Origin of the sequence: Mesorhizobium sp. CAU 1732, assembly GCF_039888675.1 — a bacterium.
In the GTDB taxonomy this organism is placed as follows: Bacteria; Pseudomonadota; Alphaproteobacteria; order Rhizobiales; family Rhizobiaceae; genus Aerobium.
This window is the reverse complement of record NZ_JBDQQR010000002.1, coordinates 617,900-636,572: the sequence shown is the minus strand read 5'-3', so window position 1 is coordinate 636,572 and position 18,673 is coordinate 617,900. Positions and strand designations below refer to the sequence as shown.

Annotated in this window: 19 protein-coding genes; 4 read left to right on the top strand and 15 right to left on the bottom strand. The window is 65.4% G+C overall.

The annotated features are described in order from the left end of the window. Positions 1 to 86: 86 nt before the first annotated feature. Positions 87 to 1,118, bottom strand: coding sequence for a GTPase ObgE (gene obgE, locus AAFN55_RS20730; RefSeq protein WP_347800871.1), 1,032 nt, complete (start codon positions 1,116 to 1,118; stop codon positions 87 to 89). A gap of 118 nt (positions 1,119 to 1,236) precedes the next feature. On the opposite strand from obgE, the gene AAFN55_RS20725 reads away from it, so the two are divergent. Further along, positions 1,237 to 2,100: an endonuclease/exonuclease/phosphatase family protein gene (locus AAFN55_RS20725; protein ID WP_347801057.1), complete on the top strand. Its 864-nt coding sequence runs from the start codon at positions 1,237 to 1,239 to the stop codon at positions 2,098 to 2,100. A gap of 3 nt (positions 2,101 to 2,103) precedes the next feature. Here the strand turns inward: AAFN55_RS20725 and AAFN55_RS20720 are convergent, their stop codons facing one another. The 12 genes from AAFN55_RS20720 to iolC all read right to left on the bottom strand — a co-directional run bounded on the left by AAFN55_RS20720 (position 2,104) and on the right by iolC (position 13,190). Beyond that, positions 2,104 to 3,408 (bottom strand): TRAP transporter large permease, encoded by a 1,305-nt coding sequence (locus AAFN55_RS20720; RefSeq protein ID WP_347800870.1) that lies wholly within the window; start codon positions 3,406 to 3,408, stop codon positions 2,104 to 2,106. Further along, positions 3,408 to 3,878, bottom strand: a complete 471-nt coding sequence (locus tag AAFN55_RS20715) for a TRAP transporter small permease (RefSeq protein WP_347800869.1) — start codon at positions 3,876 to 3,878, stop codon at positions 3,408 to 3,410. The genes AAFN55_RS20720 and AAFN55_RS20715 overlap by 1 nt, the downstream gene beginning before the upstream one ends. A gap of 6 nt (positions 3,879 to 3,884) precedes the next feature. Beyond that, positions 3,885 to 5,021: a TRAP transporter substrate-binding protein DctP gene (gene dctP / locus AAFN55_RS20710; protein ID WP_347800868.1), complete on the bottom strand. Its 1,137-nt coding sequence runs from the start codon at positions 5,019 to 5,021 to the stop codon at positions 3,885 to 3,887. A gap of 26 nt (positions 5,022 to 5,047) precedes the next feature. Further along, positions 5,048 to 5,458, bottom strand: a complete 411-nt coding sequence (locus tag AAFN55_RS20705) for an OsmC family protein (protein WP_347800867.1) — start codon at positions 5,456 to 5,458, stop codon at positions 5,048 to 5,050. A 142-nt stretch (positions 5,459 to 5,600) separates the two neighbouring features. Beyond that, positions 5,601 to 6,191, bottom strand: coding sequence for a GNAT family N-acetyltransferase (locus AAFN55_RS20700; protein ID WP_347800866.1), 591 nt, complete (start codon positions 6,189 to 6,191; stop codon positions 5,601 to 5,603). 118 nt (positions 6,192 to 6,309) lie between these two features. Beyond that, complete coding sequence (gene rpmA, locus AAFN55_RS20695; protein ID WP_347800865.1) at positions 6,310 to 6,579, bottom strand: 50S ribosomal protein L27; 270 nt, start codon at positions 6,577 to 6,579, stop codon at positions 6,310 to 6,312. An 81-nt stretch (positions 6,580 to 6,660) separates the two neighbouring features. Further along, entirely contained in the window at positions 6,661 to 7,290 is a 630-nt protein-coding gene (locus AAFN55_RS20690) for a 50S ribosomal protein L21 (RefSeq protein WP_347800864.1), read from the bottom strand. Positions 7,291 to 7,484: 194 nt separating this feature from the next. Continuing rightward, a complete protein-coding gene (iolB, locus tag AAFN55_RS20685) occupies positions 7,485 to 8,294 on the bottom strand; it encodes a 5-deoxy-glucuronate isomerase (RefSeq protein ID WP_347800863.1) in 810 nt (269 codons plus the stop codon). 4 nt (positions 8,295 to 8,298) lie between these two features. After that, positions 8,299 to 8,508 carry a DUF3329 domain-containing protein gene (locus tag AAFN55_RS20680; protein ID WP_347800862.1) on the bottom strand — a complete coding sequence of 70 codons (210 nt, stop codon included), beginning with the start codon at positions 8,506 to 8,508 and terminating at the stop codon, positions 8,299 to 8,301. Continuing rightward, the gene (gene iolE, locus AAFN55_RS20675) at positions 8,505 to 9,389 is read right to left on the bottom strand and encodes a myo-inosose-2 dehydratase (protein ID WP_347800861.1); all 885 of its coding nucleotides are present in this window, start codon (positions 9,387 to 9,389) and stop codon (positions 8,505 to 8,507) included. Before iolE ends, AAFN55_RS20680 begins: the two co-directional genes overlap by 4 nt. Beyond that, entirely contained in the window at positions 9,390 to 11,240 is a 1,851-nt protein-coding gene (gene iolD, locus AAFN55_RS20670; RefSeq protein ID WP_347800860.1) for a 3D-(3,5/4)-trihydroxycyclohexane-1,2-dione acylhydrolase (decyclizing), read from the bottom strand. A 21-nt stretch (positions 11,241 to 11,261) separates the two neighbouring features. Beyond that, positions 11,262 to 13,190, bottom strand: a complete 1,929-nt coding sequence (gene iolC, locus AAFN55_RS20665; protein ID WP_347800859.1) for a 5-dehydro-2-deoxygluconokinase — start codon at positions 13,188 to 13,190, stop codon at positions 11,262 to 11,264. A 147-nt stretch (positions 13,191 to 13,337) separates the two neighbouring features. On the opposite strand from iolC, the gene iolG reads away from it, so the two are divergent. Then, positions 13,338 to 14,324, top strand: a complete 987-nt coding sequence (gene iolG, locus AAFN55_RS20660; RefSeq protein WP_347800858.1) for an inositol 2-dehydrogenase — start codon at positions 13,338 to 13,340, stop codon at positions 14,322 to 14,324. Here iolG and AAFN55_RS20655 read toward each other — a convergent pair. Then, positions 14,321 to 15,100, bottom strand: coding sequence for a MurR/RpiR family transcriptional regulator (locus AAFN55_RS20655; protein ID WP_347801056.1), 780 nt, complete (start codon positions 15,098 to 15,100; stop codon positions 14,321 to 14,323). The two genes, iolG and AAFN55_RS20655, sit on opposite strands and share 4 nt — an antisense overlap. 232 nt (positions 15,101 to 15,332) lie before the next feature. Here AAFN55_RS20655 and hemA point away from each other — a divergent pair, with 232 nt between their 5' ends. Beyond that, positions 15,333 to 16,559, top strand: coding sequence for a 5-aminolevulinate synthase (hemA, locus tag AAFN55_RS20650; RefSeq protein ID WP_347800857.1), 1,227 nt, complete (start codon positions 15,333 to 15,335; stop codon positions 16,557 to 16,559). 132 nt (positions 16,560 to 16,691) lie between these two features. Next, positions 16,692 to 17,927, top strand: coding sequence for an MFS transporter (locus AAFN55_RS20645; RefSeq protein WP_347800856.1), 1,236 nt, complete (start codon positions 16,692 to 16,694; stop codon positions 17,925 to 17,927). Here AAFN55_RS20645 and AAFN55_RS20640 read toward each other — a convergent pair. After that, positions 17,893 to 18,672, bottom strand: a complete 780-nt coding sequence (locus AAFN55_RS20640; RefSeq protein WP_347800855.1) for a glutamine amidotransferase — start codon at positions 18,670 to 18,672, stop codon at positions 17,893 to 17,895. The genes AAFN55_RS20645 and AAFN55_RS20640 overlap by 35 nt on opposite strands. Position 18,673 lies beyond the last annotated feature (1 nt).

Sequence of the window (18,673 nt, the reverse complement as noted above, 5' to 3'; positions counted from 1 at the left end):
GCATGATCTCCCCCCGTGTGGGGGAGATGTCCGGCAGGACAGAGGGGGGCACCGTAGAACGAAGACATATCCGCGACGGCCTCGTTTTACTTCACCCAGCGATCGTCTTCGACCGGGGCTTCTTCGGCCCGGGCGTCCTCGACGACCGACATCAAGGCGCGCAACGTGGGCTCGACGCCCTCGCCGGTCACCGCCGAGAGCACGATCGGGGCGCGGCCGGCGGCGCGCTTGAGGGCGGCGAGCTTCTTCTTGCGCTCATCGGCGTCGAGCGTGTCGGCCTGGCTGAGCGCGACGATCTCCAGCTTGTCGGCGAGGCCGTTGCCATAGGCTTCGAGTTCGCCGCGCACGGTCTTGTAGGCCTTGCCGGGATGTTCTTCCTGCGCCGAGACGAGGTGCAGCAGCACGCGCGTGCGCTCGACGTGGCCGAGGAAGCGGTCGCCGATGCCGATGCCTTCATGCGCGCCCTCGATGAGGCCCGGAATGTCGGCAATGACGAATTCGCGCGCGTCGATGCGCGCCACGCCGAGGCCCGGATGCAGCGTCGTGAACGGATAGTCCGCGATCTTCGGCTTCGCGGCCGTGACCGCCGCCAGGAAGGTCGACTTGCCGGCATTGGGCAGGCCGACGAGACCCGCATCCGCGATCAGCTTGAGGCGCAGCCAGACCGTGCGCTCCTCGCCTTCGAGGCCGGGATTGGCGCGGCGCGGCGCCTGATTGGTCGACGTCTTGAAATGCTGGTTGCCGAAGCCGCCATTGCCGCCCTTGGCGAGCAGATAGCGCTGGCCGATCTCGGTGAGGTCGCAGATCAGCGTTTCGTTGTCTTCCTCGAATATCTGCGTGCCGGCCGGCACCTTCAACACCACGTCGGGACCCTTGGCACCGCTGCGGTTGCGGCCCATGCCATGCGTGCCGGTCTTGGCCTTGAAATGCTGTTGGTAGCGATAGTCGATCAGCGTGTTGAGGCCATCGACCGTCTCGGCCCAGACATCGCCGCCACGGCCGCCATCGCCGCCGTCCGGTCCGCCGAACTCGATGAACTTCTCGCGCCGGAACGACACGGAGCCCGCCCCGCCGTCGCCGGAGCGGATATAGACCTTGGCTTGATCGAGAAACTTCATCGGATTAACAATCTGCGGTTCTGTCTGGTCTTGGGTGTGTCCGATGCTCTAGCGCATGGTGTCGACAAGAGCGAGGGCGGAATCGCGCTGGTTCGGGCGAAATGGGAGGCAAATGGCCATGAAATGCGTCAGCTACAACATCCAGTTCGGTTTCGGCATCGACGCCCAATACGATCTCGACCGCGTCGTCGAGGCCGTACGGGGCGCCGACGTGATCGCGCTGCAAGAGGTGACGCGCAACAGCCCGATGAACCAGGGGCGCGACATGGTGGCGGATATCCGCGCCATGCTGCCCGACTACTTCGCCGTCTATGGCCCCAATTTCGAAGCTGAGATGGGGTCGCACCTGAAGGACGGCAAGGCGATCGATGTGCGGCTGCAATTCGGCAACATGATCCTGTCGAGGACGCCGATCCTGTCGTCGCGCAACCTTCTGCTTCCGCGCACGCGCAGCTACGACAAGCTCAATCTCCAGCGTGGTGCGCTCGAAGCGCTGATCGACACGCCGTTCGGGCCGGTGCGCTTCTACTCGACCCATCTCGACCATCGCGGCGCCGACGAGCGGCTGATGCAGATACGCTTCCTGATGGATCGTGTGCTTGGCTATCCCATGGAGGGCGGATCGCTGACCGGCGTTGCCGAAATGGGCTTTACCGATCCCCCGCACCCGGAAGCTTTCGTGCTGATGGGCGATTTCAACATGCTGCCCGGATCACCGGAATATGTCGCGGTCGCGGGTCAGGTCGATCATGAGTTCGGGACGCCGACCGTGTCGCGCTTCGCCGTGGATGCAGCGCTTCGCGTGGACGCAGAGCCCGGGACGACCTGCGTCAATCTCGAGGATCCCGCAGACACCTCACGCCACAAGCGTATCGACTATTGCTTCGTCCACGCATCCATCGCGTCGCGTATCAAGGCGTTTCGCGTGGACCAGCAGGCCATCGGTTCGGATCACAAGCCGGTGTGGGTCGAACTGGGCTGATACTCAGCGCATCGTGTCGGGCAGCCACGTGGCGAGTTCCGGGACGTAGATCAGCAGGACGACCATCAGCATCGACGCGGCCACGAAGGGCCAGACGCCGCCGAAGATGCGACTGGCGGGCACCCCCGTCACGCGCTCCAGCACGAATACGTTGAGGCCGATCGGCGGGGTCAGCATGGCGATTTCCATCACCACCACCAGGTAGATGCCGGTCCAGATCGGATCGTAGCCGATGGCGAGCGTGATCGGCAGGACCAGGGGGAGCGTCAGGATCAACATGCCGAACGTGTCCATGATCGCGCCGAGCAGCAGGTAGATCAGCGCCAGCGCCAGCATAACGACCTGCGGCGACGCATCGAGGTCTGACACCAACCCGACCACCGCGTCAGTGAGGCGCGTCTGGACGAGGAAGCGCGACAGGACCACGCCACCCGCCAGGATCAGGAAGATGGCGGCCGAGGTGCGGATCGTTTCCTTCAGGGCGTCACGCGTCGCGGCGAATGTCAGGCGCCGGCTGGCGAATGCGATGATGAAAACGCCAAGCACGCCCACGCCGGACGCCTCGGTCGGTGTGAAAATCCCGGCATAGATGCCGCCGATGACGAGAACGAAAATCAGGATCACGGAGATCAGGCCGACCGCCAGTTGGGAGAGCGGACGTCGGTCCTCCTCGTACGTGGCCTGCACGGTGGCGACCGACGGATATTGGCGGCGCTGCACCATCACCGTCGCGGCATAGAGAAGCGTCAGCATGATGCCGGGAATGATGCCGGCGATGAACAGCGCGCCGATGGAGGTTTCGCTCCACACGCCGTAGATGACCAGCGGCACGCTGGGCGGAATGATAATCGCGAGGGTTGCGGCACTGGCGACCGTTCCCGTCGCCAGCCGCTCGGTATAGCCGCGCTTGATCATCTGCGGCACGGCGATGTTGCCCATGGTGGCGACGGCGGCGACGCTGGAACCCGTAACGGCGCCGAACCCGGCGGATGCCAGAACGGTCGAGACCCCAAGCCCGCCCGGCAGGCGCCGTGTCGCGCGCTGGGCCAGCGAGAAAATGTCCTCGGCGAGCCCGGCGTGGAAGATGAGCTGGCCCATGAGGATGAACAGCGGGACGGCGATGAACAGGAAGTTCGTGCCATTGTCCCACAGCACGATCGATATCTGCGTCAGCGCCTGCGAGGGGCCGGAAAGGATCGCGTAGCCGATCGCGCCGGCGCCCAGCAGGGCATAGGCCACCGGCATTCCAAGGACGACGACGACCAGCATGGCGGCCATCACCACGATGCCGAGAGTGAGCGGATCCATCAGCCCTGCGCCTTTTCGTCGGTCCTGAACGCCCGGATGAATTCAGCCAGCGCAGACAGCCCGGCCGAGAAGGCGATGAACGCCGCGAAGGGCCAGAACGGGATGTTGATCATCTCGGCGCGGTCGCTGTAGCGTGCCATGTCAAGCGCAAGCAACGCCACCGCATAGGCGATCGCCAGAGCGACGAACCCGGTCAGGATATGGCGCAGGCTGGTCCAGATACGCTCCACCCGCCGCCCCTTGAACAATCCGTCGAGAAGACCGACGCGGATGTGCTGGTTGGCAAGGCTGACGCCCGGCAGGCCGGCGATGACGACGAGTAGAAGCAACAGCTCCTTGACGTCGTTTCCCCAGCGCAGCGGCAGGTTCAGGACGTAGCGGAACACCACGTCGCCGGCGACCAGCAGCGCAAGGCCCGGCAGGACGATGTAGGTGATCCAGCCTTCGAAGAAATCGACGATGCGCTGCATGATACGCTACTGCGCCGCCGGCAGAAGCCCGGACACAGGCGACTTGACCGTCACCTCGAACATCTCTTCCGCGCTCGCATCGCCATACTCGGCTTCGAGACGGCGAACGTCCTCGATGAGCGCGCGCGCGGGAAGACCGTCCGCTTCGCGCGCCTCGATCCATGCGTCGAGCACCGGCTGCAGGGCGTCGCGCCATGCCTGCTTCTGCGTGTCGTCGAGTTCGATCAGTTCGACATTGTTGTCGCGATAGGTCTGGAGCGCCTGTTCGCGGAACTCGACGCCGAGGCGCTGGCTGACGGCATGGGCGATGTTCTGTTGGAACTGCCCGAACACCGGCTTGAGCTCGTCCGGCAGGCCGGCATAGGCATCGCGATTGATGCAGGTGTCGATGTGCTGGGCGGTGAGCCCGAGGCTCGTGTGATACTTGGCGAGCTCGTAGATCTTGAACGGTACGAAGCCGGGATCGACCCAGATCACTGCGTCCGCGATGCCCTGCTGGAATGCGGTGTAGATTTCCGGGAAGGGAATGTTGAGCGTCGTGATGCCCAGCGCTTCGGCAGCCTCCGGCGGGAACCCCTGCGCGATAACGCGCAGACCCTTGAGGTCTTCCGGCGTGCGGATCGGCTTGTTGCTCATGATGTCGGACACGCCGGCAATCGCGGTGTAGCCATAGAGAACGCCGCGACCTTCCCACTCGGGCACGAAGTATTTCGGGGCCAGATCCTGGATGATGCGGGTTGCCACGACAGGGTTCGACGGCGTGACGAAGGGCAGCTCGAACGCTTTGTGCAGCGGGAAGCCGCTGCCTTCGTAGGAGGTGTAGCAGGCGGCGTAGTCGGTCACTCCGTTGCGTACCGCACGCCAGCCGTCAGCCGCGGCATGCAACGTTCCGCCGTGAAACTCCTCGATGGTCAGCTTGCCGTCCGTGGCTTCCTTCAGCCAGGTGAACCCCTTCGTCCAGACTTCCGGCACCAGCGAGGCGGCAGGGTTGGGCGAGGAGAACTTCAGGGAAACGGCATCGCCCTCATAGGCGATTTCCGGCTCGGCCTCCGGCGCCTTGTGGGCAAGCCAGTCCTCCACGGTGAATGCGTTGGCGGGCGCCGCCGCGAATGCGATTGCGAGGGTCAAAAGCAGACGACGCATGGATTTCACCTTCCTGATTGTGCTTGTCATGACGCGCGGCGGCCGACGACGAGCGTGTCGCCGGCGCGAAGCGTGTTGCTGATGGTGCAGATATCTTCGGCAGCCTCGATGAGGCGGTCCTGGACGTCGCCGTCGAGTTCATCGGAGAAATGCACGACGACCTCGAAACGGCCGAGACGGCTGGGTTCGTCCTCGGCCTTGATGGCCTCCACCTCGACGTCGATGTCGCCCAACTGGCCCAAATCCATGGCGCGGGCAGCGATGCGGACGCTGGCGGCGATGCACGCGGCAAGTGCTGCGCCCTGAATCTCGAGCGGCGTGAAGCCGGCGGCCTTCGGCGAGAAGACCGCTTCGATGATCTGGTCGCGATCATTGGTGACGGTGCACAAGGCCGCGCTTGCGCTGTGTGCCCGCACCTTGGCGGATTTGACTGCCACTGCTCATCCCCTAGCCTGATGCCGAACGGATAGCAGGATTGAGCCTTCAGGTAGAAGGCAATATTTTCCAGCCAAGACGAAATTGTTGGCAACAACGCATCGCCCGGCCGCCTTGGCGGCCGGGTTGCAGCTTCATCCCGGTCTAGACCTGGCCCCAGCTTCTGAGGCTGACCCATGTCCTGCGGTCGAGCGAGTAACGCTCCACGGGCACGCGGCCTGCCGAAATCGATTCCAGCATGCCCTGCCCGGAATACTGGAAGCCGCATTTGTGGATCACGCGGCGCGATGCCGAGTTGATGACCCGGCACGAGACGTGCAGCAGATCGACAGTGGTCGCGCGGAACGCCAGATCGACCAGCGCATGCGCCGCCTCCGTGGCATAGCCGCGGCCCCAATAGGGCTCGCCGATCCAGTAGCCAAGCTCCAGTCCGGCAGCGCGCGGATGGAGCCCGGCGCAACCGATGAAGGCGCCGTTGTCGCCAAGCGCCACAGCGAAGCTGCAACCGGAGATCGAGCCATTGCGCGTTCCGGCGATGAAGGACCGCGCCTCGCGCTCGCCATAGGGGTGCGGCATGCGGCCGAGCATCTCGGCCAGCTTGCGGTTGTTGGCGAGTTCCGCCAGCTCGGGGATATCGTCGTCATGCGGCGGGCGCAGGACGAGGCGCTCCGTCACGAGCACGGGGCAGTCGATGACCAGACTTTCGTCCTCGACGTCTTCCTTCTCGGCAACCATTGGGCAGTCCTCCAGCAAAGAAAAAGGGGAGATGGCGACCCATCTCCCCTGATCCTAATTCTGGACTATCCAGACACCGGTCCCGAGATGGGGCGCCGGTGTCTTGGTGCGGAACCGGCTACTCCGCTGCTTCCTGAATCGGGTTCACCGATACGTAGGTTCGGCCATTTGCTTTGCGCGCAAACGACACCGCACCTTCCGCCACGGCGAAAAGCGTATGATCCTTGCCCATGCCGACATTGGTGCCGGGATGCCACTTGGTTCCGCGTTGACGGATGAGGATGTTTCCGGAGATGACCTTCTCTCCGCCGAACTTCTTCACGCCAAGGCGCTTGGATTCCGAATCGCGACCGTTACGCGACGAACCGCCAGCTTTCTTGTGTGCCATGATGCTACTCCTTTGCGCCCAACCGGACGCCTCAATGTCTCAATGCCCGCATTTGCGGGAAATTTCAATCGTCCGGCGAAATTACTTCGCCAGTTCCTTGGCCTGCTCGCGCCAGTCGCCGATCTGGTCGGCGCTGAACGGCATCGCTTCGTCGATCTTGGCGATGTCCTTGTCGGACAGGCCGGCGATCTGCTTGAAGGTGGTGATGCCCTGCTCGTTGAGCTGTCCGGCAGCGACCGGGCCGATGCCCTTGATCTCGGTGAGGTCGTCGCTCTTGCCCTTGGGAGCCTTGAACAGCGGAGCGGCGGTTGCCGTCTCTTCCGTCGCGGCTGCGGACTTCGGTGCTTCGTCCTTCTTGGCGGCCGGCTTCGCAGCGGCCTTCTTCGAAGGCTTCGCGCCGTCCGTCAGGATCTCGGAGATGCGGACGGTGGTGAGAAGCTGGCGATGGCCGCGCGTGCGGCGCGAGTTCTGGCGGCGGCGCTTCTTGAACGCGATGACCGTCTTCGACTTCACCTGCTGGACGACTTCGGCGGCAACCGAAGCGCCATCCACGAAGGGCGCGCCGATGGTGACGTTGTCGCCTTCGCCGAAGGCAAGCACGTTGCCGATCTGCACGATGTCGCCGACTTCGCCGGCAACCTTCTCGATTTTCAATACGTCGTCGGCGGCGACGCGGTACTGCTTACCGCCGGTCTTGATGACTGCGAACATGTTTTTGCCTTTCGCTGTTCGGTCCGGCCTTATGATCGCGCGAGCGATCCAGCCGTCTTTTTATCAGTCGGTTCAGGGTGAACGTCCCGGCCGTTTCCGGCACAAAGAACGACCGGCGCGGAGAGACTCCACGCCGGATTTGGGCGTCGATACACAAGAGGCCTTTGGGAGTCAAGGTGAGGGCGCCTGCGGGGCTATTTCAGGAGCCACTCGTGCTCGGGCGCGTTGTGGAACTTCCATACGCGCTTCGGCCCGGCCATGACGTTCAGATAATAGAGATCGTAGCCATGGCAGGCCGCGCATGGATGGTAGCCTCTGGGTACCAGCACCACGTCGCCATCCTCGACCGCCATCGCCTCGTCGATCTCGCGCACGCCGCTCTCGTCCGGATCGGTGTAGACGCGCTGAAAGGCGAAACCCTGCGGCGGGTCGAGGCGGTGATAATAGGTTTCCTCGAGCAGGGATTCGTTCGGCAGGTCGTCGCGGTCGTGCTTGTGCGGCGGATAGCTCGACGTATGCCCGCCCGGCGTGATGACCTCGACCACGAGCAGCGAATCCGCCGGCTCGCCTTCCGGCAGGATGTTGGTCACGTGGCGGGTGTTGGTGCCCTTGCCGCGGGTTTCCTGGCCCAGCGTGTCCGGTGCGATCACCCGGGCGGGCAGGCCCCCGCCAAGACCAGGCGCGGAGCACACGGCCAGTTCCAGCTCCGTTTGCGCCATTACCTTCCAGCGTGATCCCTGTGGCAGGTAGACCGACCACGGCTTGCCGTCGAAGGGCGACATGCGCTCGCCTAGGACGCCGAAATCGTCGCCATCGACAGACACGCGTCCCTTGCCGGTGACGAACACCAGGCAGGTCTCGCGCCCGCCGGTCGCCGCTTCGGCGCTTTCGCCCGGCGACAGGCGGTAGAGCTCGAAGCCGACATAGGTCCAGCCGGCGTTTTCCGGCGTGACGGCGATGACGCGTCCGGACTTGCCCAGCGGTTTCACCTTGAGCGTCGACATGGCGCTACCCCTCGTCGTTGCCGCTCTCTGGCGGTTCCGGCTTCGATGGCTCGAAATTGATGATGAAGCTCCAGATGCCATAGCCGGTGACGGCGGCGGCCATCATCGCCCAGCCGCTCTCGCCATTGACCCATTCAAGGATCGCCCAGCCGGCGCATGCCGCGACGATCGCGACGCGCAGCCAGAGCGGGCGGAAGAAGTCGTTGCCGTTCATGCCAGTCCTGCCTCTGTCAGGAACCGCGTCAGGTTCGCGCGGCCCATCGTTGCATAGGTCGCGGGGTGCGCCTTGTCAGGGTCCTGCTCCGCTTCCACCACGACCCAGCCGGAATAGTTCGGCAGTTCGCGCAGCACGCGGACGAAGTCGATCATGCCGTCTCCCGGCACGGTGTAGACGCCTTCGAGCACGGATTCCAGGAACGGCCAATCCTCGCGGTTGGAGCGCCACATCACGTCCTCGCGGATATCCTTGCAGTGAACGTGGCTGATGCGTGCGCGATAGTGGCGGGCGAGGCGCGCGGGATCGGCGCCGCCCCATGTCGCGTGGCCGGTATCGAGCAGGAGATGCACCGCATCGCCGGTCGTCTCCATGAAACGGTCGATGTCGGCTTCCGTCTGGACGCAGGTTCCCATGTGGTGGTGGTAGACCAGACGTAAGCCGTAACCGTCGAGGATGGCTCGGGCGAAATCGGTGTAACGCCGTGCGAATTCCGTCCAGTCGGATCTGGAGAGCACAGGGCGGGCCGAGAGCGGGATCGACCGGTCCGAGTGGATCGCGTTGGAGGTTTCCGCGGCGATGAACACGGTGCAGCCCATATCGCGCAGCAGTTCTGCATGGGCGCGCGCGGCGTCCAGCTCGGTCTTCGCGTCGTGCCGAAGCAGTTCCGTCGAATACCAGCCGCCGACCAGCGACAGGCCGTGACCGTCGAGGATCGGCCGCAGATCGGCCGCCCGGCGCGGAAACTTGTTGCCGAGTTCCATGCCGTCGAAGCCGGCCGTTTTCGCTTCCGACAGGCATTGTTCGAGCGTGATGTTGCCGCCGATCTCGACCATGTCGTCGTTCGACCAGCCGATCGGGTTGGCGCCGATGCGGATCATTCAGGTCCCCATTCTCTGCTGCTTGACGGCGCTCTCATACACCTTGCGCTTCTCGGTAACGGTGGCGCGCTCGCTGACCTCAGGCACCACGACGTCCCACCAGTGCCCGCCCGCCTCCGTCGAAACAAGCGGGTCGGTGTCGACCACGATCACCGTGGTCCGGTCGTTGGCCTTCGCCTGCGTCAGGGCGGTTTCGAGCTCCGCGATCGAGGCTGCCTTCGCCGCGATCGCACCGAGGCTCGCCGCGTGCGCGACGAAGTCGATCTGCGGCAGCGTCTCGTGCCGGGCGTCCTTCAGGAGGTTGTTGAAGCTCTCGGCTCCGGTGGACATCTGCAGGCGGTTTATGCAGCCGAAGCCGTGATTGTCGAGAAGCACGATCGTGAGCTTCAGCCCCAGCATCACGGAGGTGGCGATCTCCGAATTGAGCATGAGGTAGGAACCGTCGCCGACCATGACGACGACTTCTTCGTCAGGCTTGGCCATCTTGACGCCGAGGCCTCCGGCGATCTCGTAGCCCATGGCCGAATAGCCGTATTCCGCGTGGTAGGAGCCGGGTCTGCCCGCCCGCCAGAGCTTGTGCAATTCGCCGGGAAGGCCGCCGGCCGCATGCACCACCGTGATGTCCGATCCGAGCGCGCGCTGCACCGCGCCGATCACCTGCGCGTCCGAAGGGAGGGCAGCATTCGTCGCGGCAAGAACCGCGTCGGCGTCCTTGCGCCACGCCGCCTTGCCCTCGGTGGAATGCCCCGTCCACGCAGTCGGAGCCTGCCAACCGGCAACGGTGTCCGCCAGTTCGGCGAGGCCTTCCCGCGCGTCCGCGACGAGAGGCAGCGCGCGGTGCTTTCCGGCGTCGAAGGCCTGGACGTTGAGGCCGATCATGCGCATGGCGTCGTTCTTGAACAGCGCCCATGAACCGGTGGTGAAATCCTGCAACCGGGTGCCGATCGCGAGCACGAGATCGGCGTCCTCGGCCAGCCGGTTGGCGGCCGATGTGCCCGTGACGCCGACCGCGCCCATGTTGAGCGGATGGTCGTCCGGCAGCGCCGACTTGCCGCTCTGCGTTTCGCAGACGGGTATGCCCGTCGCCTCGGCGAACGCCCGAAGCGCCTCGCTGGCGCCGGAATAAAGCACGCCGCCGCCTGCGACGATCAGCGGCTTTTCAGCCGCCCTGAGCGCGTCGGCGGCGCGGCGCAATTCTTCGCGATCGGGTCGGACGCAGCGCGGCGTCCAGACACGTTCATCGAAAAAACTCTCCGGGTAGTCGCAGGCCTCAGCCTGCACGTCCTGGCAGAGTGAGAGCGTGACCGGGCCGCAGTCTGCCGGGTCCGTCAGCACCTGCATGGCGCGCGCGAGTGCCGGAATGATCTGCTCCGGGCGCGTGATGCGGTCGAAATAGCGCGACACCGGGCGGAAGCAATCATTCGCCGAGACCGTACCGTCACCGAAGCTTTCGACCTGCTGAAGGACCGGATCGGGAATCCGGCTCGCGAAGACGTCGCCCGGCAGGAGGAGCACGGGCAGGCGGTTGACGTGGGCGAGAGCGGCCGCTGTCACGAGATTGGTCGCGCCTGGGCCGATCGAGGTCGTCGCGGCCATCATGCGGCGCCGGAAATTTGCCTTGGCGAAGGCGATCGCGGCATGCGCCATCGCCTGTTCGTTGTGCGCGCGGAAGGTCGGCAGTGCGTCGCGATGCCGGTGCAGCGCCTCGCCCATGCCGGCGACGTTGCCGTGGCCGAAAATGGCCCACACGCCCGCGAAGAGCGGCAGCGTCTCGCCGTCGATCTCGGTGCGCTGCGCGGCGAGGTAGCGCGTCAGCGCCTGGGCCATGGTCAGCCGGACGGTCCTGGACATTCAAGTTTCCTCCGGCGGCGACTATGCCGCCTCGATGCCGCGCGCGGCAAGCCAGCTTGCGCACAACGCCTCGAAGCGCCGCGCCATGTCGTCGATCGCTTGCGCGTCGTCCATGCGGCCGGCAAACCATGCCTCGGCGGCGTCCGCGAACACCGTGCGGCCGACCGCGAAGCCCTTGACGATGCTGGTGCCGGCAGTGCTCCTGAACGCCGCATCCAGCTCTGCCGTCGGGGCTTCGAGACCAAGCATCACCACGCCCCGGCACCACGGATCGTGTTCCGCGATGACCGTCTCGATCGCGGTCCAGGCCCGCGTCGACGTCTGCGGCTCCAGCTTCCACCAGTCGGGCCTGATGCCGAGCGCGTAGAGTTCGCCAAGCGCGCGGGCGATCGTGTCGTCATCGAGATCGCCATGCTTGCCCGCGACGATCTCGATCAGGATTTCGCGGCCGATCGCCCGCGCCGCCCGGTACGCCTGAAGCAGCCGTTTCTGCTGGTCGGCCTTGAGCGGCTCGGGGTCGTCCGGGTGATAGAAGGCGAGGCATTTGACGCAGTGGTCGACCGGCCATTCGACAAGCTGCGAGCCGACATCCTGCGAGGTCTCGAACCGAAGCGGCCGGGAGCCGGGCTCCTCGATGGGCCGTCCGAGCCAGGAAAAGGAATGTCGGGCGAATTCGGCCATCGCCGTGCGACCATGCCTGCCGTCGAGGAGCATGCCGTAACCCGGCCGCCCGGCGGCAACCCGGGCCGCCGCTTTGACCGCCAGAACCTTGAATTCGGCAATGCGCCCGGCCGGCGCGCCGGATTTTTCGGCGAGACTCTCAAGCTGCGCGCGGTGGTCGATCGCGAAGGCCATCAGCGAGGGGATGTCGGCGCGGCGCGTCGTCGCCCAATGGATGTGGTTCAACGCGTCATCCTTGCGCAGCGCGCGGTGCGGGCTGCCGTGACGCAGGAAATGCTGGAGTTCCGCGAAGGTCGGGATTTCGGGCGCGCAGAGCAGCCGCGATACCGCGAAAGCGCCGCAGGCATTGGCCCAGGTCGCGGCCGTGGCCAAATCCTCGCCGCCCAGCCAGCCGCGCAGGAAGCCCGACATGAAGGCGTCACCCGCGCCCAGCACATTGTAGACCTCGATCGGAAACCCCTTGCCGACGATGCCATGTTCCAGATCGTCGGGGATTGGGCCGTCATAGACGATGCAGCCCATCGGCCCGCGCTTGAGCACGATCGTCGCCGCAGATGCGGCGCGTATGGCACGTAGGGCTTCGGGCAGGCTATCCTTGCCCGAAGCGATCAGCACTTCTTCCTCTGTGCCAACGATCAGGTCGCAGTCGCCAAGAACCGTTCCGAGCTTTTCCGACACATGCGACGAGGCGATATAGCGGTTGTCGCCTGCCGCGTGACCGGCAAGACCCCACAGATTGGGGCGGTAGTCGATGTCGAAGACGATCCGGCCGCCGCCGGCCTTCATCAGCCGCATCGCCTTGCGTTGAGCAGCCTCGGTGTTGTCGCGGGAAAAATGCGTGCCCGTCACCACCAGCGCGCGTGCCGAGGCGATGAAAGTTTCGTCGATATCGTCGTCGCACAGCGCCATGTCGGCGCAGTCCTCGCGGTAGAAGAGGAGCGGGAAGCTCGCTTCGTTCTCGACCGACAGGATGGCGAGCGCGGTGAGGCGTTTCGGGTCGGTCACGATCCCGCTCTCCGACACGCCCTCGCGGCGCATCTGCTCGCGGATGAAACGGCCGAACTGCTCGTCGCCGACGCGCGACAGAAGCGCGGAGCGCAGACCGAGGCGTGCCGAGCCGATCGCGATGTTCGCGGGGCAGCCGCCGACCGATTTGGCGAAGCTCGCGGCGTCCTCGAGCCTTGTGCCGATCTGCTGGCAGTACAGGTCGACCGAAGCGCGGCCCATCGTGATGACATCGAGAGCCTTTCGCTCAGGTGATGTCGTCATGGTCCGGTCCTCTCCTCGCGATGGCGGTCACGCTGGACGGCATCGCCGCCGCATAGTATCTGAAGACAACATGAAACATCGGTTCCATATTTCGGTCAATATGGAACGTACGTTCCATGAAAGTCAGGTCAGGGAACCCTTATCACGATGCTCTCCATCGCGCTTCTCGGTGCCGGCCGTATCGGCCAGATTCACGGCCGCGCCATCGCGTTATCGCCGCGTGCGCGGCTGGCCGCGATTGCCGATCCGTTCGCCGACAATGCCCGCTCGCTGTCGCATGAAACGGGTGCACCGGTCATGGATGCCGACGCGGTGTTTGCCGACCCGGCCATCGACGCCGTTCTGATCGCAACGCCGACGGACACGCATGCCGATTACATCGACCGCGCGGCATCGCAGGGCAAGGCGATCCTGTGCGAGAAACCGGTCGACATGAGCGCCGCGCGCATCGCCGCAACGCTGGAGCGCGTGGCGAAGGCCGCCGTGCCGCTGATGGTCGGCTTCAACCGGCGCTTCGATCCCAATTTCGCCGTGCTGCGCAGGCGCATCGGGGAGGGCGTCGTGGGTGACGTCGAACTCGTCACCATCCTGTCGCGCGATCCCGCCCCGCCGCCGGTCTCCTATATCGAGCGCTCGGGCGGGCTGTTCCGCGACATGATGATCCACGATTTCGACATGGCGCGTTTTCTGCTGGGCGAGGAGATCGTCGAGCTGCAGGCGATGGGGTCGGCGCTGGTCGATCCGGCGATCGGGGCCGCGGGAGACGTGGACACCGCGGTCGTCACGCTGAAGACGGCATCCGGCAAAATCTGCCAGATCTCGAATTCGCGTCGTGCGACTTACGGCTACGACCAGCGCATCGAGGTGCATGGCTCGAAGGGTATGCTGTCGGCCGGCAACGTTCATGAGACCACGGTGCGGTTTGCAGGCATTTCCGGGGTCACCGCCGACCCGGTGCAGAATTTCTTTCTGGAGCGCTACGCCGCCGCCTATCGCGCCGAGGTCGAGGCTTTCATCGATGCCGTCGAAACCGGCACCGCGCCGTCGCCGTCGGGTTTCGACGGGCTGAAGGCGCAGGAACTGGCGGATGCGGCGACCGAGGCGTGCTTTTCGGGCAGGCCGGTCAGGCTCTAGCCAACACGGCGCCTTTCGGCGACGGCAACGGACAGCGCCATCGCGAGTGCCATCGTGGCTGAGAGCGAGCGAAAGCCGGAAAAATCGGCCTCCACGACTTCGAGCCATTCGCTTGCGCAGGACGCGAGCGGCGAGAACGCCCCGTCGGTTATCGAAACCATCGCCACGCCACGCTGCGACAGCAGGCGGGCATGATCGACGGTTGCTGGCGCGTAGGGCGCGAAGCTGATCGCGATCGCCGCGTCACGCGTTGTCGCCTGTTCCAGCATTTCCGGGTCGAGGCCGGCCGCGGAGCCCGTCAGCACGTAGCGGATGCCGAGCGTGCCGAACGCGTAGGCAAGCGAACTCGCCACGGGATAGGCGCGCCTGCGCGCGACGAGGTAGATCGTGTCGGCCTTGGCGAGCAGCTTCGTCGCCCGGTCGAAGCGCGCGGGGTCGATCGACGCGGACAATTGCTCGATGGACTGTCCCGCCGCGCCAAGAAAGCCGTTCAGGATGCGGTTTTCGTCCCCATTTCCGGTCGCGCCGGCGCGGATCGCGGCCAGGCGATCCTCATAGGAATGGTTGCGCCCGCGCAGGCGTTCGCGAAACACGGTCTGCAAATCGCTGAAGCCTTCATAGCCAAGATGCTGGGCGAGGCGGACCAGCGTCGACGGCTGCACCCCGGCCGATACGGCGATGCTCGCGGCGGTGCCGAAGGCGATCTCGTCGGGATGGTCGAGCGCGTAGGCCGCGACCTGTGCGAGCCGCCTCGGCAGTTCGGCGTGGCGCGTCATGATGTGGCTCTTGAGCGCGTCGAAATCGCGCGGTGCAGCCGTTCCGGCTTCCGTTTCGCTCAACGCGCGCCCTCCTTGCCACCTCGTGTCATCGCCCCCGGCACCTTCCCGTGCGCGCACCCGAAAAGCAACAGCGCGCGGGATGCATTGGCCTCTCAAGTCTTGCCATCCGCCGGAAACTCGACCATAGGAAAGGCAGTTTCCAGGCTCGGTACGAGACGAGAACGGATAGATGCACTTCGAAGCCTATTTTGCCACGAAGTTGGACGGCCTGCGTGATGAGGGCCGATATCGCGTGTTCGCGGAACTGGAGCGTCGTGCGGGATCGTTCCCGACGGCCGCGCGCTATGCCGGCGACGGCGGAACAAAGCCGATGGGCGACGTCACCGTCTGGTGCTCCAACGATTATCTCGGCATGGGCCAGAATGCGGGCGTGATCGCCGCCATGCACGAGGCGCTCGACGCCTGCGGCGCCGGCGCGGGCGGCACCCGCAACATCTCCGGCACCAACCACTACCACGTCCTGCTCGAGCGCGAGCTCGCCGATCTGCATGGCAAGGAAGCGGCGCTCCTGTTCACCTCGGGCTATGTCTCGAACTGGGCGACGCTGTCGACGCTCGGCTCGCAGATCCCCGGCTGCGTCATTTTCTCGGACGCCGGCAACCACGCCTCGATGATCGAGGGTATCCGCCACTCGAAGGCCGAACGGCGCATCTTCAAGCACAATGACTGGAAGGACCTCGACCGCCAGCTCTCCGAATTCCCGCGCGACGTACCCAAGATCGTCGCCTTCGAGAGCGTCTATTCGATGGATGGCGACATCGCGCCGATGGCGGAAATCCTCGCGGTTGCCGAGAAGCACGGCGCGCTGACCTATCTCGACGAGGTGCATGCGGTCGGCATGTATGGTCCGCGCGGCGGCGGCATCGCCGAGCGCGAGGGGCTGATGGACCGCATCGATGTGATCGAGGGCACGCTTGGCAAGGCGTTCGGCGTCGTCGGCGGTTACATCACCGGCTCGGCGAAATTGATCGATTTCGTGCGCTCGTTTGCCTCCGGCTTCATCTTCACCACCGCGCTGCCGCCGCATGTCGCGGCCGGCGCCTGCGCCTCGATCCGCCATCTAAAGCAGAGTTCGACGGAGCGGCTCGCCCAGCGCGACCGCGTGGCGCGCGTGCGTTCCCGCCTCGATGCGATCGGCATTCCGGTCATGCCCAATGAGAGCCACATCGTGCCGGTGATGGTGGGCGACGCGGCCAAGTGCAAGTGGCTGTCGGACCTGTTGCTCGACAGCTACGGCATCTACGTCCAGCCGATCAATTACCCCACCGTGCCGACCAAGACCGAGCGGTTGCGTATCACGCCGACGCCGCTGCACACCGACGCCGACATCGACCACCTCGCCCGCGCGCTGTCCGACCTCTGGTCGCAATGCGCATTGGCGAGAAAGGTCGCCTGAGGCGCGCGGTTTCCAGCCAATCCATTGGTCCAGAACACGGAAGCCGGCGCGCGATCGCTTATCCTGGTCTAAAGGGTGTCGCCCGGTCCGTGCGGCCGGGGCGCCCTTACGCATTCCGGATTTCCTGTTCCGATGTCGACTGCCTCAACGTCCGACGACCGCTTTGCAGCCTTCCGTCATTCCGCTTATGCCCGGTTCTGGGCGTCCCGGTTTTTCGTCACCTTCGCGACCCAGATCGTCTCTGTCGCGGTGGGCTGGCAGGTATACGACCTGACGCGCAACCCGTTCGACCTCGGCCTCGTCGGCCTGATCCAGTTCGCGCCGTCGCTTCTGCTGTTTCTCGTGACGGGTGCTGCGTCCGACCGGTTCGGGCGGCGCCTGATCATGGGCCTCGCCACGATGCTGGAGGCGCTGTGCGCGCTGGCCCTGCTGTTGCTGACGCTGCGCGGACTGACCGCGGTCACTGACGTCTTCATCCTCCTCGCCGTGTTCGGGGTGGCGCGCGCCTTTTTCGCACCCGCCTCGGCCTCGCTTGTCGCCAATCTGGTGCCGACCAAGGATTTCGCCAACGCCGTCGCGTGGAACTCATCCGCGTGGCAGACCGCGACCATCGTCGGTCCCGTCGCGGGCGGCCTGCTCTACGGCCTCGCGCCGGAAGCGGCCTATGGCACGGCCTGCACGATGATGGTCGCGGCCGCCGTGCTCATCTTCTCGATCCCCAAGCCGAAGCAGCACACGGAAAGCGAGCCGCGTTCGCTGGCAACGCTCTTCGCCGGCTTCACCTATATCCGCAGCGAAAAGATCGTGCTCGGCGCCATCTCGCTCGACCTGTTCGCGGTGCTCCTCAGCGGCGCGGTCGCGCTGCTGCCGGTCTATGCACGCGATATCCTCGAACTCGGACCCTGGGGGCTCGGCCTGCTGCGCGCGGCGCCCGGTGTTGGTGCACTGGTGGTCGCCGTCTGGCTCGCCGGTCATCCCATCCGGGACCATGCCGGGCGAATCATGTTCGTGTTCGTCGGGCTTTTCGGCCTGTTCACCGCGATCTTCGGCGTCTCGACGATCCCGTGGCTGTCGATCACGGTTCTCGCGTTGCTCGGCGCGGCCGACATGATCAGCGTCTACATCCGCGAGACCCTGATCCAGCTCTGGACGCCCGATCGCGTTCGCGGCCGGGTCAATGCGGTCAACATGGTGTTCGTGGGCGCATCGAACGAGCTTGGCGAGTTCCGCGCCGGCACGATGGCCGCGCTGATCGGAACGGTACCGGCGGTCGTGTTCGGCGGCGTCGGCGCGATCGGCGTGGCGGTTCTGTGGGCCGTGCTCTTTCCCGAACTCAGGAAGGCTCGGCGTCTCGACGGTCGGGTGTAGCCATCGGCGACAGCGCATGCGCGGTCGCGGTGGGGCGATGGGGAGCATTGCCCTCGAAGATCAGCTCGAGAAACTGTTCCAGCCAGCGCTTCAGCCTCATGTCCCAGAGCATCCGTCCGTTCAGATGGTCGTGGCCGAGCTGCGCGCCCGGAAGCACGAAGCGGTGCGCGCCGTGCACCACCCAGCGATGCATCATCACGCGGGTCAGCTCGGCGTGGAACTGGATGCCCCATGCATTGCGGCCGTAGCGAAAGGCCTGATTGGGATAGTCCTGCGCCCCGGCCAGCAGCGTCGCGCCTGACGGAAGCGAAAAGCCTTCGCGATGGAACTGGTAGACCATGCCTGGCCAGTCGAGCAGGCTGCGGCCTTCGTCGGTCGCCTCGATCGGGTACCAGCCGATCTCGACGCGGCCGTCGTCGTGGCCCGCGACACGTCCGCCGAGATGGTTCACCAGCATCTGCGCGCCGAGGCATATGCCGAGGAACGGCTTGTCTTCCTTCAGGGGCACCGAGAGCCAGTCGGTTTCGGCCTTGACGAAATCGTCCGGGTCGTTGGCGCTCATCGGGCCGCCGAAGACGACCGCGCCGCGGTGATGCTCAAGGGTCGAGGGAAGCGGATCACCCAGAGGCGGGCGGCGGATATCGAGATGGTAGCCGGCTGCAACGAGGAGCTGCCCGACCCGGCCGGGGCTCGACGTCTCCTGGTGAAGGACGATAAGGATTTTGCCCTTGTCGGTCTGTGGCATT